The organism is Massilia rubra, assembly GCF_011682065.1.
Lineage (GTDB): Bacteria > Pseudomonadota > Gammaproteobacteria > Burkholderiales > Burkholderiaceae_D > Telluria_A > Telluria_A rubra.
The window spans coordinates 407857-433033 of sequence record NZ_VUYU01000001.1; the positions used below are offsets into that span (position 1 = coordinate 407857).

The 25177-nt window shown below is 63.7% G+C and carries 23 protein-coding genes; 9 read left to right on the plus strand and 14 right to left on the minus strand.

Annotation, left to right across the window (positions count from 1 at the left end):
• Positions 1-229: 229 nt before the first annotated feature.
• The 5 genes from F0185_RS01715 to folD are packed head-to-tail and all read right to left on the minus strand — an operon-like array spanning position 230 to position 4676.
• Positions 230-604 carry a DUF2486 family protein gene (locus F0185_RS01715; RefSeq protein ID WP_167220994.1) on the minus strand — a complete coding sequence of 125 codons (375 nt, stop codon included), beginning with the start codon at positions 602-604 and terminating at the stop codon, positions 230-232.
• Complete coding sequence (locus F0185_RS01720; protein ID WP_167220996.1) at positions 601-1026, minus strand: DNA polymerase III subunit chi; 426 nt, start codon at positions 1024-1026, stop codon at positions 601-603. The genes F0185_RS01715 and F0185_RS01720 overlap by 4 nt, the downstream gene beginning before the upstream one ends.
• An 8-nt stretch (positions 1027-1034) precedes the next feature.
• Positions 1035-1667, minus strand: coding sequence for a glutaredoxin family protein (locus tag F0185_RS01725; RefSeq protein ID WP_167220997.1), 633 nt, complete (start codon positions 1665-1667; stop codon positions 1035-1037).
• A gap of 26 nt (positions 1668-1693) precedes the next feature.
• Complete coding sequence (locus F0185_RS01730; RefSeq protein ID WP_167220999.1) at positions 1694-3778, minus strand: M3 family metallopeptidase; 2085 nt, start codon at positions 3776-3778, stop codon at positions 1694-1696.
• 52 nt (positions 3779-3830) lie between these two features.
• Complete coding sequence (gene folD, locus F0185_RS01735) at positions 3831-4676, minus strand: bifunctional methylenetetrahydrofolate dehydrogenase/methenyltetrahydrofolate cyclohydrolase FolD (protein ID WP_167221001.1); 846 nt, start codon at positions 4674-4676, stop codon at positions 3831-3833.
• Positions 4677-4974: 298 nt separating this feature from the next.
• Between folD and aceE the strand changes: the two genes are divergently transcribed.
• From aceE to lpdA, 3 genes are all read left to right on the plus strand, one after another.
• Positions 4975-7671: a pyruvate dehydrogenase (acetyl-transferring), homodimeric type gene (gene aceE, locus F0185_RS01740; protein WP_167221003.1), complete on the plus strand. Its 2697-nt coding sequence runs from the start codon at positions 4975-4977 to the stop codon at positions 7669-7671.
• A gap of 150 nt (positions 7672-7821) precedes the next feature.
• Positions 7822-9177 (plus strand): dihydrolipoyllysine-residue acetyltransferase, encoded by a 1356-nt coding sequence (aceF, locus tag F0185_RS01745; RefSeq protein WP_167221005.1) that lies wholly within the window; start codon positions 7822-7824, stop codon positions 9175-9177.
• A 13-nt stretch (positions 9178-9190) separates the two neighbouring features.
• Positions 9191-11011, plus strand: coding sequence for a dihydrolipoyl dehydrogenase (gene lpdA / locus F0185_RS01750; RefSeq protein WP_167221007.1), 1821 nt, complete (start codon positions 9191-9193; stop codon positions 11009-11011).
• 221 nt (positions 11012-11232) lie between these two features.
• Here the strand turns inward: lpdA and F0185_RS01755 are convergent, their stop codons facing one another.
• Positions 11233-11418: a hypothetical protein gene (locus F0185_RS01755; protein ID WP_099875462.1), complete on the minus strand. Its 186-nt coding sequence runs from the start codon at positions 11416-11418 to the stop codon at positions 11233-11235.
• 95 nt (positions 11419-11513) lie between these two features.
• Positions 11514-12185: a TetR/AcrR family transcriptional regulator gene (locus tag F0185_RS01760; protein ID WP_167221009.1), complete on the minus strand. Its 672-nt coding sequence runs from the start codon at positions 12183-12185 to the stop codon at positions 11514-11516.
• Positions 12186-12294: 109 nt separating this feature from the next.
• Between F0185_RS01760 and F0185_RS01765 the strand changes: the two genes are divergently transcribed.
• From F0185_RS01765 to F0185_RS01775, 3 genes are read left to right on the plus strand one after another with little or no spacing between them, the layout of a single operon-like run.
• Positions 12295-13455, plus strand: a complete 1161-nt coding sequence (locus F0185_RS01765) for an HlyD family secretion protein (protein ID WP_167221011.1) — start codon at positions 12295-12297, stop codon at positions 13453-13455.
• A 9-nt stretch (positions 13456-13464) separates the two neighbouring features.
• Complete coding sequence (locus tag F0185_RS01770; protein WP_167221013.1) at positions 13465-15072, plus strand: DHA2 family efflux MFS transporter permease subunit; 1608 nt, start codon at positions 13465-13467, stop codon at positions 15070-15072.
• Positions 15073-15089: 17 nt separating this feature from the next.
• Positions 15090-16529, plus strand: coding sequence for an efflux transporter outer membrane subunit (locus F0185_RS01775; RefSeq protein WP_187362410.1), 1440 nt, complete (start codon positions 15090-15092; stop codon positions 16527-16529).
• A gap of 203 nt (positions 16530-16732) precedes the next feature.
• Here F0185_RS01775 and F0185_RS01780 read toward each other — a convergent pair whose 3' ends face one another.
• Positions 16733-17617: a LysR family transcriptional regulator gene (locus F0185_RS01780; protein WP_167221015.1), complete on the minus strand. Its 885-nt coding sequence runs from the start codon at positions 17615-17617 to the stop codon at positions 16733-16735.
• A gap of 103 nt (positions 17618-17720) precedes the next feature.
• On the opposite strand from F0185_RS01780, the gene F0185_RS01785 reads away from it, so the two are divergent.
• Positions 17721-18320, plus strand: coding sequence for a short chain dehydrogenase (locus F0185_RS01785; RefSeq protein WP_167221017.1), 600 nt, complete (start codon positions 17721-17723; stop codon positions 18318-18320).
• A 6-nt stretch (positions 18321-18326) separates the two neighbouring features.
• The gene (locus F0185_RS01790) at positions 18327-19001 is read left to right on the plus strand and encodes a hypothetical protein (RefSeq protein ID WP_167221019.1); all 675 of its coding nucleotides are present in this window, start codon (positions 18327-18329) and stop codon (positions 18999-19001) included.
• Between the two features lie 21 nt (positions 19002-19022).
• Here the strand turns inward: F0185_RS01790 and F0185_RS01795 are convergent, their stop codons facing one another.
• The 4 genes from F0185_RS01795 to F0185_RS01810 form a co-directional block, all read right to left on the minus strand.
• Positions 19023-19475 (minus strand): hypothetical protein, encoded by a 453-nt coding sequence (locus F0185_RS01795; RefSeq protein WP_167221021.1) that lies wholly within the window; start codon positions 19473-19475, stop codon positions 19023-19025.
• Between the two features lie 357 nt (positions 19476-19832).
• A complete protein-coding gene (locus F0185_RS01800; RefSeq protein ID WP_167221023.1) occupies positions 19833-21146 on the minus strand; it encodes a carbohydrate-binding protein in 1314 nt (437 codons plus the stop codon).
• 269 nt (positions 21147-21415) lie between these two features.
• Complete coding sequence (locus tag F0185_RS01805; protein ID WP_167221025.1) at positions 21416-22198, minus strand: CPBP family intramembrane glutamic endopeptidase; 783 nt, start codon at positions 22196-22198, stop codon at positions 21416-21418.
• A gap of 251 nt (positions 22199-22449) precedes the next feature.
• A complete protein-coding gene (locus tag F0185_RS01810; protein ID WP_370663960.1) occupies positions 22450-23097 on the minus strand; it encodes an MSMEG_1061 family FMN-dependent PPOX-type flavoprotein in 648 nt (215 codons plus the stop codon).
• Between the two features lie 299 nt (positions 23098-23396).
• Between F0185_RS01810 and F0185_RS01815 the strand changes: the two genes are divergently transcribed.
• Positions 23397-24182, plus strand: a complete 786-nt coding sequence (locus tag F0185_RS01815) for an AraC family transcriptional regulator (protein WP_167221027.1) — start codon at positions 23397-23399, stop codon at positions 24180-24182.
• Positions 24183-24188: 6 nt separating this feature from the next.
• On the opposite strand, the gene F0185_RS01820 is transcribed toward F0185_RS01815, so the two are convergent.
• On the minus strand, positions 24189-24623 hold the full coding sequence (locus F0185_RS01820) for a helix-turn-helix domain-containing protein (protein WP_167221028.1): 435 nt from the start codon (positions 24621-24623) through the stop codon (positions 24189-24191).
• A 117-nt stretch (positions 24624-24740) separates the two neighbouring features.
• The gene (locus F0185_RS01825; RefSeq protein WP_167221031.1) at positions 24741-25136 is read right to left on the minus strand and encodes a hypothetical protein; all 396 of its coding nucleotides are present in this window, start codon (positions 25134-25136) and stop codon (positions 24741-24743) included.
• Positions 25137-25177: the final 41 nt, after the last annotated feature.

A 25177-nucleotide genomic window follows, 5' to 3' on the forward strand; every position in this document is an offset into this window, starting at 1 on the left:
TTGAAAACAGACAGCGCTCGTGGCGCCGTTTCGAAAATTTTGTGTAGGGCAAAAGGTACAACAATTTAAATGCAACGCAAAGCCGATTGTCAAAATTTTCGCAACAATTTGACGCTGCTCACCATAAACGTGCGTGGCAGGCATGCGTGCACAGCGCGCCGCACGCAATTGACGCTGTTTTGTAAGCAAATGAAAGGCGCCGGCCCCAGGCGGGCGCGGGGTGGGGCGATCAGGGCGGCGGCTGGCGCTGTTGCAGCGCGCCCAGCTCTTGCGCGACGGCGCGCGCGACGATCGCGTCGAGACTATCTTGCAGGCCGCGCCGCAGCTCGGCCGTGATATCGCCGACGGCCTGGCGCAGCACCTGTTCCATGCTCTCGCGCAGGCGGTGTTCGAGCATGATGTCGACGCTTCCCTGGAGTTGCTGGACGATGCGGTCGGACAGGCGCCGCTCCAGCGCCGCCCATTCCGGATCGGCGCCGGCCGGCGCGCTTGCCTGGTCTGCCGGCACGCTCTCGGCGGCGGGCTCGGCCAACGCCTCGCCCTTATCGGAAAACAATTCCGTCAATACAGGAATATGCGGGTCGAATGGACGAGCCTGGCTCATGACTGGCCTGCGACGAAGTGGGTCAATGGATAGGATTGCTGCTTGTAGGCCACGTAGCGCTTGCGTCCGGCGGCGGCGTCGCTTTCATCGGTAGAGATGATTTCGAACAGGCGCGCGAAGCAATCGAGCTGGGCTGGCGTGGCCCGGGTCAGGTTGACCAGCATGTCATGATGCGGCAGCTCGGCCGCCGCATCGTGGGCGATGATGATCGGGGTGTGCGCGGCCAGCGGGTCGCCGGCCATCACGTGCGGCAGGAAATCGGTTTCCGACAAGGTCCACAGGGCCTCGTCCAGCGCTTGCGCCTGCGCCGCATCCTCGGCCAGCAGCACCACGCGGGCGCGGCTGGCAAGGGCTTTGCGCGCCAGCCGGCAGGCGTAGCTCAGCTTGTCCGGGATGTTTGTATGGAAATCGATCCGCGTCATCGTCGACCTCAGAACACGAAGCCGGGCGGGGCGGTTTTTTCACCCGGCGCCGGGGCCGGCGCGCCTTTGCGGTCGACCTGGTCGGCCTTCGGCTTCTCGTCCGCTTTTGGCACCACCGGTTCCGGTGGCGAAGCCGGACTGGCCTTGGGATTCTGGTACGCCACCGGCAGGATCGACTTTTCCGGGTAGGCAGCGTCGGTCAGCATCGAATTCCAGGCCGCCGGTTCAAAACCGGTCGACTTGGCGCGGCCGATCTTGATGAAGGGCATGCGGCCGTCACCGCCCGCTTCCTTCAGCTTGACTTCATCGGCGGCCGTTTGCACGGTTTTCTCGACGAACGGAATCCCGCGCTCTTTCAGGAAGGTGCGGCCCTTGTCGCAATAATCGCATTTATTGCGCGTGTACAACACCACCGGATGCGCGCGCACCGCCTGCGCCAGCGCATACGGCAGCGGCACGGTGGCCGCGCCGCCGGCGCCGGCCTTGATTTCGATCGGCTTGGCGTTGGCCGGCGGCGGTTTGTCGCTGAACGTGACCTTGCCCGACGCATCGACCCACTTGTACATCTGTTGCGCGCCGGCGCCGCCTGCGCACAACAGCAGTGCCATCATCGTGCCAGCCATCTTTTTTGCTACTGTCATTACAATTCTCCTGCTGGCACGGTCTTTCAGGACTGCATGCCGCTGTGGCGCAACAGCGCATCGATACTGGGCTCGCGGCCACGGAAAGCCTTGAACGATTCGAGCGCGGGGCGCGAACCGCCGACGGCCAGTATCTCTTGCTGGAAGCGTTTGCCGGTTTCTTCGGAAAGGGCTCCGCCGCCGGCCTCGACCGCTTCTTCAAAGGCGGCGTACGCATCGGCGGACAATACTTCAGCCCACTTGTAGCTATAGTAACCGGCGGCGTACCCTCCGGCAAAAATATGTCCGAAAGAATGTTGGAAACGGTTAAATGCGGGCGGCATCATGACCGAGAACTTCTGGCGCACGTCGTTGATCAGTTCCTGCACCGTCTGCTTGCTGGCCGGGTCGAAGTCGTAGTGCAGGTGCATGTCGACCAGCGAAAACTCCACCTGGCGCAGGGTTTGCAGGCCGGACTGGAAGTTTTTGGCGGCCAGCATCTTGTCGTACAGCGCGCGCGGCAGCGGCTCGCCGGTCTTCACGTGGGCGGTCAGGTGCTGCAGCACGTCCCATTCCCAGCAAAAGTTTTCCATGAATTGCGATGGCAGTTCGACCGCATCCCACTCCACGCCGGAAATGCCGGAGACGGCGATTTCGTCCACTTGCGTGAGCATATGGTGCAAACCGTGGCCAAATTCGTGGAACAGGGTCGTTACTTCGTCGTGCGTGAAGAGCGATGGCTGCAACTGGCCGTCGACGCTGGCCGGCGGCGTGAAGTTGCAGGTCAGGTAAGCCACTGGTGTCTGCAGCAGGCCGCCGGTTTGCAGGCGACGTCCGCGGGCGTCGTCCATCCAGGCGCCGCCGCCCTTGCCGCTGCGCGCGTACAGGTCGAGGTAGAACTGGCCGACCAGCTTGCCGCCCTTCTCGATGCGGAAAAAGCGCACGTCCGGATGCCAGACGGCGGCCGTGTCGGGCAAGATCCGTACCGAGAACAGGCTTTGCACCAGGCGGAACAGGCCGTCGACGACTTTCGGCTCGGGGAAGTATTCCTTCACTTCCTGGGCCGAGAAGGCGTAGCGGCGCTCGCGCAGTTTTTCGGACGCGTAGCTCAGGTCCCAGGCTTCGACCTGGTCGATGCCGAGTTCATCCTTGGCAAAGGCGCGCAGTTCGGCCAGGTCCTGCTCGGCGAACGGACGCGCGCGGCGCGCCAGGTCTTCCAGGAATTCGATCACGTGTTCGGGGCTCTGGGCCATCTTCGGCACCAGCGAGACTTCGGCGAAATTGCGATAGTCGAGCAATTTGGCTTCTTCGTCGCGCAATTTCAGCAAACTGGCGATGTTGCTGCTGTTATCCCATTTTTCCAGCTCGCTGAACACGGTGCCCATTTCGGACGCTTTGGTGGCGCTGGCGCGGTAGATCGTTTCGCGCAGTTCGCGCTTGTCGGCAAATTGCAGGATCGGGAAGTAGGATGGGAAGTGCAGGGTGAACTGCCAGCCGGCCTTGCCGTCTTTCTCGGCGGCGGCGCGCGCGGCTTGCTTGACGTCGTCCGGCAGGCCGGCCAGGTCGGCTTCCACTTCCACCGTCAGCTTGTAGTCGTTGGTGGCGTCGAGCACGTTTTCCGAAAAGCGCGTCGAGATGCTGGCGTGCTGCTCCTGGATGGCGGCAAAGCGCTCCTTTTTCGACTCCGGCAGTTCGGCCCCGCCCAGGCGGAAGTCGCGCAGGGCGTTTTCGACGATGCGCTTGCGCGCCGCCGACAGCGTGTCGTAGGCGGCGCTGGCGCGAATCGCCTTGTACTTGGCGAACAGCGCTTCGTTCTGGGCCAGCGCGGTCCAGAATTCGGTCACCTTCGGCTGGTTGTCGTTGTAGGTGGCGCGCAGTTCCGGCGTGTCCACCACATTGTTCAGGTGGCTGACCACGCCCCAGGCGCGGCCCAGCTGTTCGGTCGCTTCTTCCAGCGGAATGACGAAGTTGTCCCATGTCACATCGTCGGCCGGCGCTTCCAGCTCGGCCACGACCGCGCTCGCCTGCGCGATCAACTGGTCGATGGCCGGCGTGACGTGCTCCGGCTTGATATCGTTAAAACGTGGCAGGTCGCTGAAATCGAGCAGGGGATTGCTGGTATCGGTAGTCATGGTGGTTTCCTCAAGTCGGTTTCAATAAGTCGTCAGTCGCGCCGGCGCGTGTTCAGCCGCGTTCGGCCGCTTCGACCGTGTTCATCAGCAGCATGGTAATCGTCATCGGCCCCACGCCGCCCGGCACCGGGGTGATGTGGGCGGCCACCTCGCGCACCGCCGCGGTATCGACATCGCCGCACAGTTTGCCGTCATCGTCGCGGTTCATGCCCACATCGATCACGATCGCGCCGGGTTTGACCATGTCTGCGGTGAGCGTATTGCGGCGTCCCACGGCGGCCACCACCACATCGGCCTGGCGCGTGTGGTAAGCCAGGTCCGGCGTCGCACTATGGCATATGGTCACGGTGGCGTTCGCTTGCAAGAGCAACAGCGCCATTGGTTTGCCGACCGTGTTGCTGCGCCCGATGACGACGGCGTGCTTGCCGCGCAAGTCATAGCCGGTGCTTTCGATCAGTTTCATGCAGCCGTACGGGGTGCACGGGCGGAAACCCGGCAGGCCGGTCATCAGTTCGCCGGCGCTCAGGACCGAGTAGCCGTCCACGTCTTTGGTGGTCGAGATCGCTTCGATCACCTTGTTCGGGTTGATGTGCTTCGGCAGCGGCATCTGCACCAGGATGCCGTGGATGGCCGGGTCGGCGTTCAGGCTGGCGATGCGTTCGAGCAAAGCCGCTTCGCTCAGGTCGGCATCATACTTTTCCAGGATCGAATGAAAACCCACGTCCGCGCAAGCCTTGACCTTGTTGCGCACATACACGTGACTGGCCGGGTCTTCCCCCACCAGGATCACCGCCAGGCCGGGCTGCTTGCCTTTGGCGGTCAGGACACTGGCGCGCTGCTTGATTTCTGCGCGTAATTGTTGGGAGAGGAGAACACCATCGATCAGTTGAGCGGACATGATTTTTAGCCGGAGGAAGAGTGGGAGGAAAAGAGCGGGACAAAAGCGGGATTATAAAGCCACTGCTGCTATCGCGTGCCCCGAATCCCTGTAAGCGACGATACTCTTGCCTTGAAAGAAATATGGAGTTTACCTTCACGGAAAGCAATTTTCCACGATATGAAACGATATATCGCAATTTGAAAAAGCAGAAAACTACTGTTAGAATTGCTGCACTAATTTTGGGTATTGGTAAATAATCAGCAAAACGTCCGCCGCGATGTCGATCGGGTAGGGCACTAACAAAGGAGACGCATCAATGTCAGCTCAACTCGACCAGTTGACGGCAGCAGCCGCCAACGATCCCGACACGCTCGAAACCAAGGAGTGGCTCGACGCGCTCGAAGCCGTCATTGAAAATGAAGGCACCGACCGCGCGCACTACCTGATGGAACGCATGGTCGACCTGGCCCGCCGCCGCGGCGCCCACATCCCGTTTTCCAGCAACACCGCTTACGTTAACACCATTCCCACCCACCTCGAAGAACACTGCCCCGGCAACCTGGAGTACGAAGAGCGCCTGCGCTCGTGGATGCGCTGGAACGCGATGGCGATGGTGGTCAAGGCCAACCGCGCCGACGGCGACCTGGGTGGCCACATTTCGAGCTTCGCCTCGCTGGCGAACATGCTCGGCATCGGCTTCAACCATTTCTGGCGCGCGCCGACCGCCGACCATGGCGGCGACCTGCTGTACCTGCAAGGGCACTCCTCGCCCGGTATCTACGCGCGCGCCTTCCTCGAAGGCCGCCTGTCGGAAGACCAGATGCTCAATTTCCGTCGCGAAGTCGACGGCAAGGGCCTGTCGTCGTACCCGCACCCGAAACTGATGCCGACCTTCTGGCAGTTCCCGACCGTCTCGATGGGCCTGGGCCCGCTGATGGCGATCTACCAGGCGCGCTTCCTGAAGTACCTGCACGCGCGTTCGATCGCCGACACCTCCAACCGCAAGGTCTGGGTCTTCTGCGGCGACGGCGAGATGGACGAGCCGGAATCGATGGGCGCGATCGGCATGGCCGCGCGCGAGCGCCTCGACAACCTGGTCATGGTCGTCAACTGCAACCTGCAGCGCCTCGACGGCCCTGTGCGCGGCAACGGCAAGATCATCCAGGAACTCGAAGCGGACTTCCGCGGCGCCGGCTGGAACGTGGTCAAGGTGATCTGGGGACCGGGCTGGGACGCCCTGCTGGCCAAGGACAAAGAAGGCATCCTGCAGCGCGTGATGATGGAAACCGTCGACGGCGAGTACCAGAACTACAAGGCCAAGGACGGCGCCTACGTGCGCAAGAACTTCTTCGGCAAGCATCCGAAGCTGCTCGAAATGGTCGCCAACATGACCGACGACGACATCTGGCGCCTGACGCGCGGCGGCCACGATCCGCACAAGATCTACGCCGCCTTCAAGATCGCGCAGGAAAACAAGGGCACCCCGACCGTCCTGCTGGTGAAAACCGTCAAGGGCTTCGGCATGGGCAAGTCCGGCGAAGCGCGCAACACCGCGCACCAGACCAAGAAGCTCGACGACGAAGCGATCCGCGAAATGCGCGACCGCTTTGCGATTCCTATCCCGGACGACAAGCTGGCCGAGATCCCGTTCTTCAAGCCGGCCGACGACGCGCCCGAAATGGTCTACCTGCACAAGCGCCGCGAACTGCTGGGCGGCTACCTGCCGCAGCGCCGTCCGCAAGCTGCCGAATCGCTGCCGGTGCCTGCGCTGTCGGCCTTCCAGAACGTGCTCGACGCGACCGCCGAAGGCCGCGAAATCTCGACCACGCAGTCCTTCGTGCGTATCATCTCGACCCTGCTGCGCGACCCGAACCTGGGCCAGCGCATCGTGCCGATCCTGGTCGACGAATCGCGTACCTTCGGGATGGAAGGCTTGTTCCGCCAGATCGGCATCTTCAATCAACAGGGCCAGTTGTACGAGCCGGTCGATAAAGACCAGGTCATGTACTACCGCGAAGACAAGGCCGGCCAGATTCTGCAGGAAGGCATCAACGAAGCGGGCGGCATGAGCTCGTGGATCGCCGCGGCGACCTCGTACTCGACCAACAATCGGATCATGATCCCGTTCTACACCTTCTACTCGATGTTCGGCATGCAGCGCATCGGCGACCTGGCGTGGGCGGCGGGCGACATGCGCGCACGCGGCTTCCTGATGGGCGGCACGGCGGGCCGTACGACCCTCAACGGCGAAGGCTTGCAGCACGAAGATGGCCACAGCCACGTGATGGCGGCGACCATTCCTAACTGCCTGCCATACGATCCGACCTTCGCGCACGAAGTGGCGGTCATCGTCCAGGACGGCCTGCGCCGCATGGTGGCGGAACAGGAAGACGTGTTCTACTACATCACCTTGATGAACGAGAACTACGAGCAGCCAGGCCTGACCCCCGGCACGGAAGAAGGCATCCTGAAAGGCATGTACCTCTTGCAAGCCGGCGACGCGGCTGCCAAGCAGCGCGTGCAGCTGATTGGTTCGGGCACGATCCTGCGCGAATCGATCTTCGCGGCCGAACTGCTGCAGAAGGACTTCGGCATTGCGGCCGACGTGTGGTCGGCGCCGTCGCTGACCCTGATCGCCCGCGACGGCCAGGACGCCGAGCGCTGGAGCATGGTGCATCCGACCGACGCCCCACGCCTGCCGTACGTGACGCAGCTGATGGAAAAGACCACCGGTCCGATCATCGCCACGACCGACTACATGCGCCTGTTCGCCGAACAGATCCGCGCGTTCATGCCGAAGGGCCGCACCTACAAAGTGCTCGGTACCGATGGTTTTGGCCGCTCCGACAGCCGCGTCAAGCTGCGCGAGTTCTTTGAAGTGAACCGTTACTATATCGTCGTGGCGGCGCTCAAATCGCTGGCCGACGAAGGCGTGATTGCAACGTCCGTGGTGGCCGATGCGATTGCCAAGTACGGCATCAATCCTGAAAAACCGAATCCGGTGACCCAGTAACTTTGCCCGGCGTTTTGTTCCCGCACGCGTAAAACTTGGATTCCCGCCTTCGCGGGAATGACGGTAACTCCGTCGTTCCCGCGAAGGCGGGAACCCAAGTGCCGGGTGGACGAAACGCGCGACTAAACGAATAAGAACGGAGTAAACGCTATGAGCATTGTGGAAGTCAAAGTCCCGGACATCGGCGACTTCAAGGAAGTCGAAGTCATCGAACTGATGGTCAAGCCGGGCGACACCATCAAGGTCGACCAGTCGCTGATCACGGTCGAATCCGACAAGGCCAGCATGGAGATCCCGTCCAGCCACGCCGGCGTGGTCAAGGAACTCAAAATCAAAGTCGGTGACAAGGTCGCCGAAGGCGCACTGTTGCTGATCCTCGAAAGCGATGACGCAGCTGCCGCACCGGCAGCCGCGGCACCTGCCGCCGCAGCCGCGCCGGCGCCAGCGGAAGCCGCGCCAGCCGCCGCTGCGGCGCCAGCCGCCGCAGCTCCTGCACCAGCCGCAGCCGCAGCGCCAGCACCAGCTGCTGCGCCAGCACCCGCCGCCGCAGCCGAACCAGCCCAATCGAACGCCAAGGCCCACGCCTCGCCATCGATCCGCAAGTTCGCGCGCGAACTCGGCGTCGACCTGCTGCGCGTGCCCGGCAGCGGACCGAAGGGTCGCATCACCCAGCAGGACGTGCAGAACTTCGTCAAGGGCGTGCTCGCGAGCGCGTCGCCTGGCAACGGCGCCAAGGCCTCGGGCGGCGGTACCGGCGTCGGTCTCGACCTGCTGCCATGGCCATCGCTCGACTTCAGCAAATTCGGTCCGACCGAACTGCTGCCGCTGTCGCGCATCAAGAAAATCAGTGGCCCGAACCTGCACCGCAACTGGGTGATGATCCCGCACGTGACGCAGTTCGACGAGTCCGACGTGACCGACCTGGAGCAGTTCCGCGTCGATTCGAACGCCGCGCTGGCCAAGTCCAAGTCGACCGTCAAGCTGACCATGCTCGCTTTCGTGATCAAGGCCAGCGTCGCCGCACTGAAAAAGTACCCGGCGTTCAACGCATCGATCGACGCCACCGGCGCCAACCTGATTCTCAAGCAGTACTACAACATCGGCTTCGCGGCCGATACGCCGAACGGCCTGATGGTCCCGGTCATCAAGGACGCCGACAAGAAATCGATCTCGCAGATCGCCGTCGAAATGGGCGAGCTGTCGGCCCAGGCGCGCGACGGCAAGCTCAGTCCAGCCAACATGCAGGGCGCGACCTTCACCATCTCGTCGCTCGGCGGCATCGGCGGCACGGCCTTCACGCCGATCATCAACGCACCGGAAGTGGCGATCCTTGGCCTGTCCAAGTCGTCGATGAAGCCGGTGTGGGACGGCGCGGCCTTCCAGCCACGCCTGATGCTGCCGCTGTCGCTGTCGTACGATCACCGCGTGATCGACGGCGCCATGGCCGCGCGCTTCACCGCATATCTGGCCGAAGTCATGGCCGATCTGCGCAAGACCTTGTTATAAGGACGACACAGCGATGAGCACAATCGAGGTAAAAGTACCGAATATCGGCGACTTCAAGGAAGTCGAAGTCATTGAAGTGATGATCAAGGTGGGCGACACGATCAAGGTCGACCAATCCCTGATCACCGTCGAATCCGACAAGGCCAGCATGGAAATCCCGGCCAGTCACGCCGGCGTGGTCAAGGAAATCAAAGTCAAGGTGGGCGACAAGATCGCCGAAGGCTCGATGCTGCTGGTGCTCGACGCTGCCGGCGACGCCGCTGCTGCCGCACCTGCCGCCGCCGCTCCCGCCGCCGCCGCACCGGCAGCGGCCGACCGTGCCGAATCGCAGGCGCCAGCGCATCCGACGCCGCCAGCGGCGCCGGTGGCAGCGACGCCCGCGCCAAGCATGGCCAAGTACGACGGCAAGGTCGACATCGAATGCGAGATGATGGTGCTCGGCGCAGGTCCCGGCGGCTACTCGGCGGCATTCCGTTCGGCCGACCTGGGCATGAACACGGTGCTGATCGAGCGTTACGCCTCGCTCGGCGGCGTGTGCCTGAACGTTGGCTGCATTCCATCGAAAGCGCTGCTGCACGTGGCGGCCGTGATCGATGAAACGCAAGCCATGTCCAAGCACGGCATCAGCTTCGCCAAGCCGGACATCGACATCGACCAGCTGCGCGCCTACAAGGACAAGGTCATCACCAAGATGACCACCGGCCTGTCGGGCATGGCCAAGATGCGCAAGGTCAATGTGGTGCAGGGTGTCGGCCAGTTCGTCAGCGCCAATCACATCGAAGTGACGGCCACCGACGGCAGCAAGAAGGTCGTGCAGTTCCAAAAGGCGATCATCGCCGCCGGTTCGGCCGTGGTCAACCTGCCGTTCGTGCCAAAAGATCCGCGCATCGTCGATTCGACGGGCGCGCTGGAGCTGCGCCAGATCCCGAAACGCATGCTGGTCATTGGCGGCGGCATCATCGGCCTGGAAATGGCCACCGTGTACTCGACCCTCGGTTCCCGCATCGACGTCGTCGAAATGCTCGATGGCCTGATGCAGGGCGCCGACCGCGACATGGTCAAGGTCTGGCAGAAGTTCAACGAGAAGCGCTTCGACAAGGTCATGACCAAGACCAAGACGGTCGCCGTGGAAGCGCTGGAAGAGGGCATCAAAGTGAGCTTCGAAGCGGCGGAAGCCGGCGCCACCGCGCCCGAGCCGCAGATCTACGACATGGTGCTGGTCGCCGTGGGCCGCAGCCCGAACGGCGGCAAGATCGCCGCCGACAAGGCCGGTGTGACGGTCACCGACCGCGGTTTCATCCCGGTCGACGCGCAGATGCGCACCAATGTGCCGCACATTTTCGCCATTGGCGACCTGGTCGGCCAGCCGATGCTGGCGCACAAGGCGGTGCACGAAGCGCACGTCGCGGCCGAAGCGGCGCATGGCGAGAAGGCGTTCTTCGACGTCAAGGTGATTCCATCGGTGGCGTATACCGATCCCGAAGTGGCATGGGTCGGCATTACCGAAGACGAGGCGAAAGCCAAGGGCATCAAGCTCGAAAAAGGGCACTTCCCTTGGGCTGCCAGCGGTCGCGCGGTTGCCAATGGGCGTGACGAGGGCTTCACCAAGCTGCTGTTCGACGCCGAAACGCACCGCATTGTCGGTGGCGGGATCGTGGGCACGCATGCGGGCGACATGATCGGTGAAATCGCGCTGGCGATCGAGATGGGCGCCGATGGCATCGATATCGCCAAGACGATTCACCCGCATCCGACCCTGGGCGAGTCGATCGGGATGGCGGCGGAAGTGTATGAAGGCGTGTGCACGGACTTGCCGCCGGTGCGCAAGAAGTAAGAGCAGGAATACAAAAAGCCCCGTTCACGTGTATGCGTCAACGGGGCTTTTTTTCGGCGGTTGCGATGGCCAAGTATCTCAATAGCGTCGTTCCCGCGCAGGCGGGAACCCAAGGTCAAGTAGCCGCTGCGGCAGTTTGAACTTGGGTTCCCGCCTTCGCGGGAAGTCGGTTCCGGCAATGCCGGGAACGACGGTTTCACGGTTTTGGATAGTCTGTAAATTCAGTGAAAACTCACCCACCGCGCAGGAATCTCGATATTCCCCGACCTCGCCGCAGCCGCATACGCGTGCATCTCCGCGACCACCGCTTCGAGTTGTTCCATGTTCGGGTTCTCTAAAAATCCCTTCATCCGTTCATTCAGTGACGCTTGCTGGTCATGCCATTCGTAGCGAGCAGACTTGCTCATACATCCTCCTTGAAAGACGTGAACTGTGCCAGAAAAAACGCACCACTTCGGTGCGATGACGCACATTCTTCCAGGCACGCGGCCGCCGACGAGGGTCAGGGCGCCCGCAGCACGCTGCGGTAAAACAGGTCGAGCCGCTGTTCCAGCGCCGTCACCACATCTTCCCGCGCCTGCGCAACCGGCTGGAACAAGAAGCGTCCGAAGTATTCGCCCTGCACGCAATTGAGCAAAAACGTGGGAATCAATTCCAGCGCCAGATCCTCGCGCAACTGCGCCCGCACGTCGGCACGCGCAAAATACCGCAGCAGCATCTCGCGCGTCTGGCGCGGCCCGGCTTCGTAGAACGAGGTCGATAATTCCGGGTTCGACGCCGCTTCGGCAACCACCATGCGCTGCATGCTCAAGGCCTCGGGCGCGCTGATCATGTCGAAGAACTGCAGGCTGAATTCGGAAATGGCCTGCTTGAGCGGGCGCATATCGCTTTCCACCGCGCTGGCCGTGAAGAAGCGGCTGCGGTTGGCCAGCAGCACCGCCTGGAACAAGCCCGCCTTGCCGCCGAACTTGACGTAGATCGTGCGCACCGCCACGTGGGCTTCACGGGCGATGGTTTCCAGGCTGACCTTGCTGTAGCCGTGCTTGAGCATCAGTTCGCCAGCGGTCTGGATCAGGTTGTTGTGGCGCGCTTCGAGCTCGCAGGCGCGCGGCCGGCCCGCCGACTTGGTAGCTGGGGCGGCCGGTACTGGTGGGGCAGGGAAGGCTGTCGTCATGCCATCACTCTAATTCAATCTAAAATGAAATGCAACCGTTTCATTTCTTGACTTGGTGAAATGCTTAGGGAATAATGCCCCTACCCCATTTCATTATCGGAGCAGTACCATGTCGCAAGCACAAGCCAAGGCCGAGCCAAAAGAACTCGCCGCCGTTCCAACCGTCGCCGCCCCCGCCGCGACCCCGCCCAACTGGCGCGTGCGCGGCGTATTGGCCCTGATCGCCGTGGTGGCGATCGGCACCGGTGGCCGCATGTGGTACCGCAGCTCCCATTTCGTCGAGACCGAGAATGCCTTCGTGTCCGGCCACGTGCACCCGGTATCGGCCCGCATTGCCGGCGTGGTGACCAAGGTGCTGGTGGAAGATAACCAGACCGTCAAGGCCGGCGATGTGATCGCCGAACTCGATCCGGCCGACCAGCGCGTCAAGGTCGAACAGATCCAGGCGCAGATCGCCAGCGCGCAGCAGCAGGTGCTGCAGGCCGACGCCCAGGTAGAACAGGTGCGCGCGCAGGCCGCTGCCGCCTCGGCCCAGGTGGTGCAATCGGAAGCGCTGCTGCTGCGCGCCAAGCAGGACGCCGAGCGTTTCGGCCAGTTGTATACCTCGCAGATGAAGGCCGTGTCGAAAGCCGAACTCGATGCCGCCAACGCCGGCCGCGCCGGTGCCGTGGCCGACGTCTCCGCCCGGCGCGGCACCGTGGTCGCGGCCCAGGCCCAGATCACCGCCGCCGGCGCCGCGCGCGATGTCGTCAAGGCCCAGATCAAGGTCCTGCAAACCCAGTTGAAAGACGCCCAGCAGCAGTTGGCCTACAACCGCATCCTGGCGCCGGTCGAAGGGCGCCTTGGCCGCCGCAGCGTGGAAGTGGGCGCGCGCGTCCAGCCGGGCCAGCAGCTTGCCGCCATCGTGCAGGACGATGTCTGGATCACCGCCAATTTCAAGGAAACCCAGTTGGCCGACCTGCATCCGGGCCAGGCCGTGCACGTGGTGATCGACGCCATGCCGAAGCATCCGCTGGTCGGGCGCATCGACAGCTTCTCGCCGGCCTCGGGCAACCAGTTCGCCCTGCTGCCGGCCGATAACGCCACCGGTAACTTCACCAAGATCGTCCAGCGTGTGCCGGTCAAGATCGTCTTGCGCGCCGAAGACGTCAAGGCCCTGCAAGGCCGCCTGGTGCCGGGCATGTCGGCACTGGCCGAAATCGACATCGGCCAGGCCGCTCCCGCCACCAAGACCGCGACCGCCCCGGTTGCCGCCCCCGCAGCCCACTAAGCACATTTCATGAGCAGCCCGACCAACACCATGACCGCCGGCAGAATGGCGGCAGCGCCGCCGATCGCCGAAAAGGTCGACCTGCGCACCTGGATCGCCGTCGCCGCCGGCATGCTGGGCGCGTTCATGGCGATCCTGGATATCCAGATCACCAACTCCTCGCTCAAAGACATTTTGGGCACCCTGTCGGCCACGCAGGAAGAAGGCTCGTGGATTTCCACCGCCTACCTGTGCGCCGAAATCGTGGTCATCCCGATGACCGCGCTGCTCGCGCGCGTGTTCGGCATGCGCATGTACATGATGGGCACCACCGCGCTGTTCCTGGTGTTCTCGACCCTGTGCGGCTCCGCCTGGAACCTGGAAAGCATGATCGTGTTCCGCGCGCTGCAAGGGTTCACCGGCGGCGCCTTGATTCCCATGGCGATGACCCTGGTCATGGCCAAGCTGCCGGCCTCGCGCCGTTCGGTCGGCATGGCCATTTTCGGCTTGACCGCGACCCTGGCCCCAGCCATGGGGCCGACCCTGGGCGGCTACCTGTCCGAAATCTACGGCTGGCCGTCGATTTTCTACATTAACTGGGTGCCAGGCCTGTTGCTGATCGGCGGCATCTGGTGGGGCCTGGACCGTGGTCCGAGCAACCTGCGCCTGCTGCTCAAGGCCGACTGGCTCGGCATCTTCCTGATGGCCATGGGCCTCGGTTGCCTGACCATCTTCCTGGAAGAAGGCAATTCGAAGGAGTGGTTCGAATCGAACTTCATCATGGCCTTTGCCAGCCTGTCGCTCATTGGCCTGGTGGGCTGGGTCGTTACCAGCCTCACGCGCCCCGATCCGTTCGTGAACCTGCGCCTGTACGGGCAGCGCAACTTCGTCGTGGCCACGATTTTGTCGGCGGTGATCGGCATGGGCCTGTACGGCTCGTCCTTCCTGCTGCCGCTGTACCTGGGCCAGATCGCCGGCTACACGCCGATGCAGATCGGTGAAGTCATCATGTGGGCCGGCCTGCCGCAATTGTTCATCATGCCGTTCGCCGCCGCGCTCTCGTCCAAGGTCGACAACCGCATCCTGTGCTCGATCGGCCTGACCCTGTTTGGAATTTCGTGCCTGATGAATTCGCACATGGATGCGAGCACCGGGTACGACCAGCTGTTCTGGTCTCAGGTCGTGCGCGCCCTGGGCCAGCCTTTCATCATGCTGACCTTGTCGAGCTTCGCGATGCATAAAATCGCACCGGCCGACACCTCGTCCGCATCGAGCCTGTTCAACATGACGCGTAACCTGGGCGGCTCGATCGGCATCGCCATGCTGGCCACCAGCTTGACCAACCGCGAGCACTTTCACTCGGCGATCATCGGCCAGTCGGTCACCGCCATGTCGGCCCCGGTCCAGGAACGCCTGGACCAGCTGACCGCCGCCTTTGTGGCCAACGGCATCGACCCGGCCACCGCCGCCAACCAGGCGCTGGCCGTGATCGGCGGCGTGGTGCGGCGCGAAGCCTATGTCATGGCCTACAACGATGGCTTTGTCATCATGGCCGTATTCCTGTTCGCTTGCGTCGGCGCGCTGCTGTTCGCCGACAACGTCAAAGCCCCGTCCGGTCCCGGCGCGGGCGCTCATTAAAAGTAGGGAGAATCATCTTGAAGCCACTGATCCTGTGCGCGCTGCTGGCGCTGTCCGGCTGCGCCACCATCGGCGCCGATTTCGTCGAACCTGTCGCCCTTGCCAACCCGGCCTGGCGCCACGCCGGCGCCGACAACCAGGCTGGCGCGCGCCTGCCGGCAAGCTGGTGGAGCGTGTTCGGCGACGCCACCCTGAACGACCTTGAGCAGCGCGCCGTGCGTGACAACCCTGGCGTCAAAGCGAGCGCGCAACGCCTGCTGCAGGCGCAGGCCCAGATGGGCAACCTGCGCGCGGCGCTCTCGCCGAGCGTGAACGTCAGCACCTCGGTTGCTAATTCCCGCAGTTCGGCCGAGACTTCGCAGGGCCTGGCCCTGGGGCACCGTTCGATCGAAGGGAATAACTACTTCGTCGGCGGCTCGCTCTCGTATGAGCTGGACCTGTGGGGCCGCGTCAAGCGCGTGGTCGAAGCGGCCGACGCCCAGGCGCTGGCGGCGCAGGACGACCGTGACGGCGTGATTTTGCTGCTCTCGGCGCAGGTGGCCAGCACCTACTGGCAGTTGCGCGGCATGGATGCCGAACTGGCGATCCTGAAAAATGCGCTGGCCACCCGCGGCGAATCGCAGCAACTGGTCGAAGCGCGCTTTGGCGCCGGCCTGACCAACGAACTCGATGTCTCGCGCGCCCGCATCGAGCGTGGCAACGCCGAGGCGGACTTGCACGAAGTGCAGCGCCAGCGCAACCTGCTCGAACACAGCCTGGCCACCCTGGTTGGCGTGTCGCCGTCGTCGCCGCTGATCGCCGCCATGGACAAGACGGAGCTGCCGGCGCCACCAAGCATTCCGGTCGGCCTTCCGGCCACCCTGCTGGCGCAGCGGCCCGACCTGGCCTCGAGCGTGGCCGGCCTGCGCGCGGCCAATGCGCAGGTGGCGGTATCGGAAGGCGCGTTTTATCCGTCGCTGACCCTGACCGGCAATTTTGGTTTCGCTTCCGAGAGCCTGCGCAACCTGGCCGACAGCGGTGCGCGCCAGTTCTCGGTGGGGCCGCTGGCCTTGTCGCTGCCGATCTTCGATGGCGGCCGCAACAAAGCCAACCTGGCCATGTCGCAGGCGCGTTACGCCGAAGCGCGCGCCAATCATGAAACCAAGCTGTTGACGGCCCTGCGCGAAGTGGAAGATGCCTTGTCGGACGTGCAGCAGCGCCAGCGCCAGGGTGAAGTGCAGGCCCAGTCGCAGCAGGCCGCGGCGCGCGCCTACCTGGTGGCGCAGGCACGCTACGAGCGTGGCCTGTCGACCTATCTGGACGTGACCGACGCCCAGCGCAGTTCCCTGACGGCCGACCGCGCCGCCGCCCAGATCCGCACCCAGCGCCTGCTGGCCAGCGTGGCCGTGGCGCGTTCGCTTGGCGGCGGTTGGACCCAGCCAGCGGCCGAAGCGACCATCGCCCAGGCGGCGCGCTAAGAGCCTGTCTCGGTAGGCCGGAGTCGCAGTTGGCGCGCCTGGCGGGCGGGGGCAGCGTTGTTCGTCGTTGCATGGCTAGCCATGCGGCCTCCTCACGCCTTGCCCGCGCCCGCCATGCATCGCCCACGCGCATGTCGCCCTCCGCTTCCCCCGGCCTACCGAGACAAGCTCTAAGCGCTTCCCGCTGTCGTGCGCAATGCGTACTACAGCGGGCCGAAGTGCTCCAGCAGAAAATCGATAAACGTTGTCAGTTTCGGCGTGGCCTGGCGGTCGCGCGGATACAGCACGTGCATGGTGCGCGGCGGTGGAATGTGCGCTTCCATCAGCGACACCAGCCGCCCCGCCGCCACTTCGTCGGCCAGCATGACCTGCGCCTGCATCACGATGCCGAAGCCGGCCAGCGCCGCCTGTTTCAGCGCCTGGCCATTGTTCGAGCGGAAGCGGCTGACCCGCGCCGGCGCGCTGCCGTCGTCGTCGCCCAGGCGCCAGCGCACCAGTTTTTTCCAATGCATGAAGTCCAGGCATTCGTGCCGCGCCAGATCGGCCGGCACGCGCGGCGTGCCATGCCGCGCAAGGTACTCCGGCGAAGCGCAGATCAGCATGCGGTAGGGACGCAGCCGGCGCGCGATCATGCCCGAGTCGTCTAGTTCACTGATGCGGATGGCCGCGTCGTAGCCATCGTCGACGACGTCGACCAGGCGGTCGTTCAGTTCCAGGTCGAGGCTCACTTCGGGATAACGGGCGAGGTAGGCGGGCAGCAGCGGCGAGAGCGACTCGCTGCCGAAGGTCACCGGGGCGCTGATGCGCAACCGTCCGCGCGGCGCCAGGCGCATCGCTTCCGCGCCCGATTCGGCGGCCCGTACCTGTTCCAGGATGCTGCGGCACTGCTCCACGAACTGTTCGCCGATTTCGGTCAGGCTCTGGCGCCGCGTGGTGCGCGCCAGCAGGCGCGCGCCCAGGAGCTCTTCCAGAAAGCGCACGTGCTTGCCGACCATGACCGCCGACATGTCGAAACGGGTGGCGGCCGCCGTGAAGCTGCCCTCGTCGACCACCGCCGTGAAAATCTCCATGCTGCGCAGCTTGTCCATCGATTCCGAATTTTTAGGATGTAATATCCGTCATGGTAGCCCATTTATCTTCATTGCTAACGGCGAGATACTGTTACTCCGCATTCTTCCTTTTGGAGTCACTATGAAAATCATCGTTATCGGTGCCAGCGGCACCATCGGCAAGGCGGTTTCTTCCCATCTGGCCGTGCGCCACGAGATCGTGAGCGTCGGCGCCAACAGCGGCGACGTGCGCGCCGATATCCGTGATATCGCCCAAGTGCGCGCCCTGTTCGGGCAAGTCGGCAAGGTCGATGCCGTGGTGGTGGCGGCGGGCGCGGTGCATTTCGGGCCGCTGGCCGAACTGGGGCCGGAGCAGTTCCAGGTTGGTATCACCAGCAAGTTAATGGGGCAGGTGAATGTGGCGCAGGTGGCGGCCGAGTACTTGAGCGACGGCGGATCGATCACCCTGATCAGCGGCATCGTGGGCGAGCAGCCGATCCGCTTTGGCGCGTCGGCCAGCATGATCAACAGCGCGGTGGAAGGGTTTGTGCGCGGCGCGGCGATCGAACTGCCGCGCGGACTGCGCATCAATGCCATCAGCCCGACGGTGCTGGAAGAATCGCTCGATGCGTATGGGCCGTATTTTCATGGATTCGAGGCGGCGCCGGCCAGCCGCGTGGCGCTGGCGTACAGCCGCAGCGTGGAAGGTGCGCAGACGGGGCAGGTGTACCGGGTGTGGTAGGCCGGCATGCTTGTTGGTCGTGAGAATCCGGCGGATAATGAGCCATTCCGCCATCCGCCCGAGACCCCGATGTTCCCCAGTCATTATGCGTGCAGCAGCTGCCACGAAAAGTTTGAGTTTGCATTTCGCGAGGCGTGGTATTACGTGGGGACGGAACCGGTGGGAAATCAGGTGGCCTATGACGATCTGTTGTCGGTCAATATACGCCCGGCGTGGTGCAAGGATTGCGATTGCCTTTGCCTGGTGGAGGATATTGCTTCTGTGCGGGTTTTTGAAGACGCCTACGGCGCCGCGCGGGGTGGCCGGAAAGTGGATTATCCGGGCGATACCGAATACATGGATGCGGCAGGCGCGCTCAAGGAAATCGAAGACCAACTGCGCTGGCGCATGGGACGGCGCCAAGCGCCCCGGGCGCTTTGTTGTGGAGGGGCGCGATATCAGTTGATGAATGTCGCGCAGCCTCTCCTCAAACATGCGCAGTGCGATTTTGGCGTGGTCGAACCGAAGTCCTGTTTTGTGGGAGCGTATTGCGGACCTGGTCCCGGAGAACGCAGCCCGGCCAACCTGCGTGTATATGACGCCGAAGGTGACTTGATTGGCCAGCTTACCTGGAACAAGCGCGAACAGCGCATGTGGGCTGTCGAACCGCTGCAGTATCCGCTCCCTGTCGCTGATAATTAGATCGTCAGGTGCGGATGCGTTCTATTTGACCCGCCTGGCCCGTTTGCGGGGCGTCGCGCGGATGTCTGACGAGTACACCGTCGAGACGAACACGACCGTCCGAACGTCCGATGGGATGCTATTGCAGTGGTACCAAAGACCTCCCGCTTCCATCGGACGCACCAGATAGCTCATTTCCGCACCGTTCTCCCTGAATATCCAGGAAAATGGATCGCCCTTGTCTTGCGTGGGCGCGCGCCCGAAGCGTTCCGTATAAAAGCGGAGAACTGTATCGACGTCCAGGTACGACCCATGTTGATACTCAGTGGCGGAAAAACGTTCTCCCTGGTCGCCGACGAAACCGTCAACATGGCGCTCGCACTTCGGTACGCCGCGCTCGGGGAAAATCGGGTCGTCGAGCTTCGCGTTGGCGGCAAGGGGAAATGTACAACTGGCGGTCAATACCGCGAGCAGCCATGGCAAACGGTGTTTCATGTGGCATTCCAAGGTGATGCTGAAGCCAGGCGGGAAGCGCGGCGTTTCGTGCGTGCCGGGACCCGATGATTACCGGCGCGTCATCATAATACGGCCACGTTAAACGTTCTCATTGTTTTTACAGAATCCACATGCTCATGCAATGGTACTGCCGCTGTCATTCTCATGGAGATGGGCTTGGTCCGCTCTCGCTCGAACAGCACCACGGCGAGCGATGATCTGGCCAGATCCGGCAGGCGTAAATGGGGGCCTTCGAATTGCAGAGAGGGGCGCTGCAGTAGTCGTCCCCATCATCAGCATTGCGGACGCGCTGAAGGTAAACAGCTGGAGAGAAAGTGCTTTCTCTCCAGCTCAGTATTACCTGCGATAAACGCGAACGTAGTCAACCTGCATCTGGTTCGGGAAGGCGGTCGATCCATCCGGGCTGCCAGGCCAGTTGCCGCCGACCGCCAGGTTAAACAGGAGGAAGAACGGCGCATGGAACTCCGACGTGCCGTTGATGCCGCCGGCGATATTGACTTCGTGGAATTTGTTTCCGTCCACATACCAGCGGATCATCGAGGTATCCCACTCCACGGCGTACACATGGTACTGCGAGAAGTCCAGGTTGCCCGATGGGCCGCCGTAATTGGCATACGCGTTGTTCTGATCCGACCAGTGGATGGTGCCGTGGGTGACCGCTTCGGAATTGATGTGCTCCATGATGTCGATTTCACCACTTGCCGGCCAGCGCGCACTGTTGATGGAGTTACCCAGCATCCAGAAGGCCGGCCAGGTACCCTTGCCGGTCGGGATTTTCATGCGCGCTTCTATCCGGCCATACTGCCAGCTGGCCTTGTTCTGGGTGGTAATGCGGCCCGAGGTGTACTGCTTGCCCATGTAGGCTTCCTTGCGCGCCTGGATCACCAGTTCGCCGCCGGTGACACGGATGTTCTCCGAACGCGCGGTGTAGTACTGCAACTCGTTGTTGCCGCCACCATCCCCGTTGACCTCGATGTTCCACTTCGAGGTGTCCAGTGAGGTGCCGTTGAACTCGTCCGCCCAGGCCAGCGTCCAGCCGTCAGGTGGTGGCGTGGTGCCGCAGCTCGCGCCGGCGATGCTGATCCAGTTAAGGTTAAAGCCCGCGCTGCTGATGAAGGTGCCGAGGTTGTAAGTGCCGGCATTGACGTTGATGGTGCGCTGCACGGTGGCCCAGTTCTGCCAGCCGCCCGTTGCGGGAACCGAGGTGCTGCCCAGCGGGATCGTGCCTCCATTCAGGTCGGTGGAAATCACGCCGCCAGCCGAAGGGGCGGCGACACGGTACGCAAAGGTATACGCGCCGCTGGTGGGGAAGGTGATGTTGTTGTGCGCCAGCCATTCGCCATTGGCAGTCCAGCCAACGTCATAACCTCCGCCGGCGTCGCTAGTGGCTTCAATATCGACGTTGTCGGCGCGGTATTGGTTACCTGTGTTGCCAGCCGTGGTGTCGAAGGCGTCGGAATAGTTTTCAGCCTGGAGTATGCAGATGGCGGCAATGTTGGCGCTGGAACCGGCTTGCGTCGCTGTCTGCACCGGGGCAACGGGGGCTTGCCCGCCGTCGACCCGCTCGCGCGCCGCGTTATCGCCACAACCGGCGATGGCGCCGGCGCTCAATGCTGATGCCAGCAAGACGTTAATCGTCTTTGTTTTCATGTTGAAAGTCTCCGAATTGATAGTTGGTTTACGTGCGGGCTGCAAGCACTTCCAGCCGATGCTACCGGCAATGACGACCTTGATGGAAACGCTTCCATCCGAATCGAGTATCTTGCACATTTGAGGTATTGTCAAAACCTGCACAAAGTTAATGTCACTTTCGGAGCGGTTCTGTCGTATTTACGCCAAGGTTTCGCCGCCTCGGGCAGCGGCCCACCCCCAAATCACACGCCACAGCAAGCGCGAGGCTGGCGAGCAGGAGATGACCGTCACGTCGCCGGCGCCGCCATCCCCGGCATGGCATGACCACGCACGGCGCGCATCAGATACAAGCCATACAGGCACATGGGCAGCACGGCGAACAGCGCGGCATACGGCAGCACCGAGTCGTCGCCGCCCGAGGTAGCCGACAGCATCGACGACATCAGCGAGAAGTCCCACAGTCCATGCACCAATACCATCGGCCAGATCGAGCGCGTGCGCAGGCGGATGGCGCTGTAGGCCAGGCCCTGCAAGAAGGCGGACACCGACTGCACCAGCGCGGCGCCGGCGTCGCCGCTGGCGAAGCCGTTGGCCGCATGCACCGCGCCGAATACGACGGAGGACAGGAACACTGCCGGCCAGATCGCGAAGCGGTCCAGGAAGCCCTGCAACAAGACGGCGCGGAACATCAGTTCCTCCGACAGCGCCACCAGCGCCGTATTGCAGGCGACCAGCAGCAGCACGCCGCGCGCCGGCCAGCCGTCGGCCCAGGCCACCAGCAGCATCAGGAGCGCATACAGCAAAGGCAACCACACCAGCCGGGCCGATTTCATTGGTGCAGGCGCAAACAGGCCTGCGGCGCGGCGGTCGCGCGAAGCCAGGGCGACGATGGCGGCAAAACCGGCCGCCAGCAGCCACCCCACACCGATGCCGCCGCCGGCCGCATCGGCCAGCGCGTGCTGGCCACTGCCGGCCTGTAGCCACTGTCCGCCCAGCGTCAGTAGCAGCCACACGGCCAATGCTGCCAACGCCAGCGGCGCGGTCAGGTGCAATCGGTGCAATCGTTTCATTCGTTTTTCCGCCGGCCAGTGAGATCCTAAAAAGTCGCCATGTATCGCTGGCGCACATTATCCCAGATGGCCTGGCCGGCCGGAACAGGCCCTTAGAGCCTATCTCAGTAGATCGGGGGAAGCTGATGGCGATGCATGGCAAGCGAGGGCAAGGCGCGAGGAGGCCGCATGGCTAGCCATGCAACGACAAGCAACGCGGCACTCGCTTGCCAGGCGCGCCAGCAGCGACTCCGATCTACTGAGATAGGCTCTTAATACAGATCGTTGCGCACCGCCTGCTCGTAGTGCGCATTCGCCTGGGCCACATCGGCCTCGCCGATCATCGCCATCGACGCCAGCATCTGGCCCACCGTCGGCAGGCCGGCGTGCTCCAGGCGCGACTCTTCCCGCCACAGGCGCGCGCGGTTGATCGCTTTACCGCAATGCATCAGCACCTCGTCGATCGCCACCACGATGGCCGTTTTCGGCGCCTTGCCGCCCTCGGCCAGCCGCGCCAGCAGCGCCGCATCGGTGCTCACGCGCGCGCGTCCGTTGATGCGCATGAATACTTCCAGCCCCGGGAACAGGAACAGCATCGCGGCGCGCTCGTCGTCGGCCAGGTTGCGCATCGACTCGATGCGGTTGTTGCCCGGCCAGTCGGCAAAGGCGACCGTGTACGCATCGAGCACCTGCACGAATCCGGGCGGCCCGCCGCGCGGCGACACGTCGAGTCCTTGCGCGCGCCCGCTCGCAAACGAGAAGAAGGTCGCCGCTTTCAGATAGTCTTCGTGCATCGGCACCAGGCGCTCGAGCACCGCCTTCTGGATGCGCTCCGCCGGCGCCGCATACAGCGCGTCCAGGTCCGGCTGCGTGGCCGCTGGCTGTCCGCGCAGCAGGGCGCGCAGCGGCGCGTGCCTGATCTCGAGAACCTCGAACAGGCCGAGCGCGCGCAGCGCCGGCAGGTCCGCTTCGATATCGGCCAGCACGGCGGCGCGCGCATCGGCCGCGAGCGCCGGATCGGCAAAGGCGCGCGCATTGGCGAGAAAGGCCGCCACCGTGCCCTTTCGGATCGCCAGGCCGGCAAAACTGGCTTCATTTGTATCGTCGGGAAGGATATCGTGTGCTCGCATGCTTGTCTCCAGAAGGATAAAAATGCAGGATAAGCAAAGCCGCCTGTCCGCTGTACACTATATCGGCCAACATTTTGCTCGAATCCGCCATGTCCGACCTGACCCTCGATCCCGCCCTTATCAATACCTCGGAAGGACCCGTCGTGATCGTGGCCGCCGGCAGCGAGGAGCGCGAGCGCACTTCCGCCGGTCACCGGCACGCGCGCGGCCAACTGATGGGATCCATGCGCGGACTGTTGTCGGTCGGCGTGGAAGACGGCCAGTGGATCGTGCCGGCGATTCATGCGGTCTGGCTGCCGCCGCACCACTTTCATTCGGTACGTTCGCACGGGCCGTTTTCGGGCTGGAGCGTGTATGTGGCGGAACCGGCATGCGCCGACCTGCCGCAGCGCCCTTGCACGCTGCGTACCTCAAGCCTGTTGCGCGAAGCGGTGCTGCGCGCCGCCACGTGGGCGCTCGATCCGCTCGACGCGCAGCGCGAGCGCGTGGCGCAGCTGATCCTCGACGAGATCCGGCACGCGCCGCCGGCGCCGTTCGGACTGCCGCTGCCGCGCGACCCGCGCTTGCAGCGCGTGGCGCGTGCGTTGATCGACGATCCGGCCGACCAGCGCGACCTCGAACGCTGGGCCGAAGCGGCGGCCATGAGTACGCGCACGCTCACGCGCCGCTTCAGCGCCGAAACCGGGTTCGGCTTCGTCGCCTGGCGCCAGCGCGCGCGCTTGATGCGGGCGCTCGAAATGCTCGCCGCCGGCAAGCCGGTGACCACGGTGGCCATGGACCTGGGCTATGCCAGCGCGAGCGCCTTCATCAAGCTGTTCGCGCGCGAATTCGGGGCCACGCCGGCGGCTTACCGGCGCGCGCTGCCGGCGAGTTAAGCTCGTTCAGCGCTGGCTGCGCCGCCAGGCCTGCGGCCCCATCCCGATCAGCATCTGGAAGGCGCGCGAAAAATGCGACTGGTCGCAAAAGCCATGCGCGTGCGCGATGTGCGTCAGCGGCTCGTCGCCGGCCAGCATGGCCTCGCAGGCGGCCGCCACGCGCCGGCGCAGCACGTACACGCGGGCCGGCACGCCGACCGCATTCTTGAAGGCGCGCGAGAAATGGCTCACGCTCAGTCCCACGGTGGCGGCGAGGTGGGTGGTGCGCAGGGTCGCGCACAGGTTGGCGTCGATATGCGCGGTCAGCTGGCGCACCTGCCAGGCGGCGAGGGCGCCTTTGCCCTCATCCGCAGCCGGTAGCGGCACTGGCAGCGCCGCCGCGTGGTAACAGGGGCGCACCGGCGGCGCCTTTGAAAGGGGGGAAATCAGGGTCGCTTGCATGCTTCGCTCCAGGGTGGCCGACGATCTGGCGTCAGCGACGAATGATGCGTGAAGCGAACTTGGGCGAACAGGGCCGCCCGGGTGAGTGCGCACCCCCCCAAAAGTGTTGGTGCTCTGCTAGGGACTGATGTATTTCGCCCAGGCCCACCCGATCCATCCGAGCACGCCGCCGATGGCAGCGCCGCCGGCGAGCCACGCGTGGCTGATCGCCGCCGGCGGCCACGCCTGCGCGACAAGAACAGCGGCAGCGGCGAATGCGCTGCACAACAAGGTGCGAAGAAGCGGATAGTCGCCGGCAGCCATGGACGATCTGCCGTCAAGCGCCGCGATCGATCCATAATAGGCGCCAAGCACGGCAAACAGGCATCCCGATTTCAGGACCGTATTCCAGCCCGGCCAGGAGAACGAAACAAGGCCCAGCAGCGCCATGGCGATCACAAAACCGCCGGCAAACAAGACGATGGACAAAAAAACCGAACCCCATCGCGATCTGGTGAAGCGCCTGAAATTCATCGGGACCCCCTGTCAGCAAGTTGCGCTGTTGGCGCGGATTT

Coding starts and splice junctions, on each gene's coding strand:
- F0185_RS01780 (WP_167221015.1), bottom strand. CDS start 17,617: ATGGACAAGCTGCGCAGCATGGAGATTTTCACGGCGGTGGTCGACGAG.
- F0185_RS01815 (WP_167221027.1), top strand. CDS start 23,397: ATGTCCGACCTGACCCTCGATCCCGCCCTTATCAATACCTCGGAAGGA.
- F0185_RS01760 (WP_167221009.1), bottom strand. CDS start 12,185: ATGACGACAGCCTTCCCTGCCCCACCAGTACCGGCCGCCCCAGCTACC.
- F0185_RS01730 (WP_167220999.1), bottom strand. CDS start 3,778: ATGACTACCGATACCAGCAATCCCCTGCTCGATTTCAGCGACCTGCCA.
- F0185_RS01790 (WP_167221019.1), top strand. CDS start 18,327: ATGCTTGTTGGTCGTGAGAATCCGGCGGATAATGAGCCATTCCGCCAT.
- F0185_RS01805 (WP_167221025.1), bottom strand. CDS start 22,198: ATGAAACGATTGCACCGATTGCACCTGACCGCGCCGCTGGCGTTGGCA.
- F0185_RS01785 (WP_167221017.1), top strand. CDS start 17,721: ATGAAAATCATCGTTATCGGTGCCAGCGGCACCATCGGCAAGGCGGTT.
- F0185_RS01825 (WP_167221031.1), bottom strand. CDS start 25,136: ATGAATTTCAGGCGCTTCACCAGATCGCGATGGGGTTCGGTTTTTTTG.
- F0185_RS01800 (WP_167221023.1), bottom strand. CDS start 21,146: ATGAAAACAAAGACGATTAACGTCTTGCTGGCATCAGCATTGAGCGCC.
- F0185_RS01770 (WP_167221013.1), top strand. CDS start 13,465: ATGAGCAGCCCGACCAACACCATGACCGCCGGCAGAATGGCGGCAGCG.
- F0185_RS01795 (WP_167221021.1), bottom strand. CDS start 19,475: ATGAAACACCGTTTGCCATGGCTGCTCGCGGTATTGACCGCCAGTTGT.
- F0185_RS01725 (WP_167220997.1), bottom strand. CDS start 1,667: ATGACAGTAGCAAAAAAGATGGCTGGCACGATGATGGCACTGCTGTTG.
- aceF (WP_167221005.1), top strand. CDS start 7,822: ATGAGCATTGTGGAAGTCAAAGTCCCGGACATCGGCGACTTCAAGGAA.
- F0185_RS01720 (WP_167220996.1), bottom strand. CDS start 1,026: ATGACGCGGATCGATTTCCATACAAACATCCCGGACAAGCTGAGCTAC.
- F0185_RS01715 (WP_167220994.1), bottom strand. CDS start 604: ATGAGCCAGGCTCGTCCATTCGACCCGCATATTCCTGTATTGACGGAA.
- folD (WP_167221001.1), bottom strand. CDS start 4,676: ATGTCCGCTCAACTGATCGATGGTGTTCTCCTCTCCCAACAATTACGC.
- lpdA (WP_167221007.1), top strand. CDS start 9,191: ATGAGCACAATCGAGGTAAAAGTACCGAATATCGGCGACTTCAAGGAA.
- F0185_RS01765 (WP_167221011.1), top strand. CDS start 12,295: ATGTCGCAAGCACAAGCCAAGGCCGAGCCAAAAGAACTCGCCGCCGTT.
- aceE (WP_167221003.1), top strand. CDS start 4,975: ATGTCAGCTCAACTCGACCAGTTGACGGCAGCAGCCGCCAACGATCCC.
- F0185_RS01755 (WP_099875462.1), bottom strand. CDS start 11,418: ATGAGCAAGTCTGCTCGCTACGAATGGCATGACCAGCAAGCGTCACTG.
- F0185_RS01820 (WP_167221028.1), bottom strand. CDS start 24,623: ATGCAAGCGACCCTGATTTCCCCCCTTTCAAAGGCGCCGCCGGTGCGC.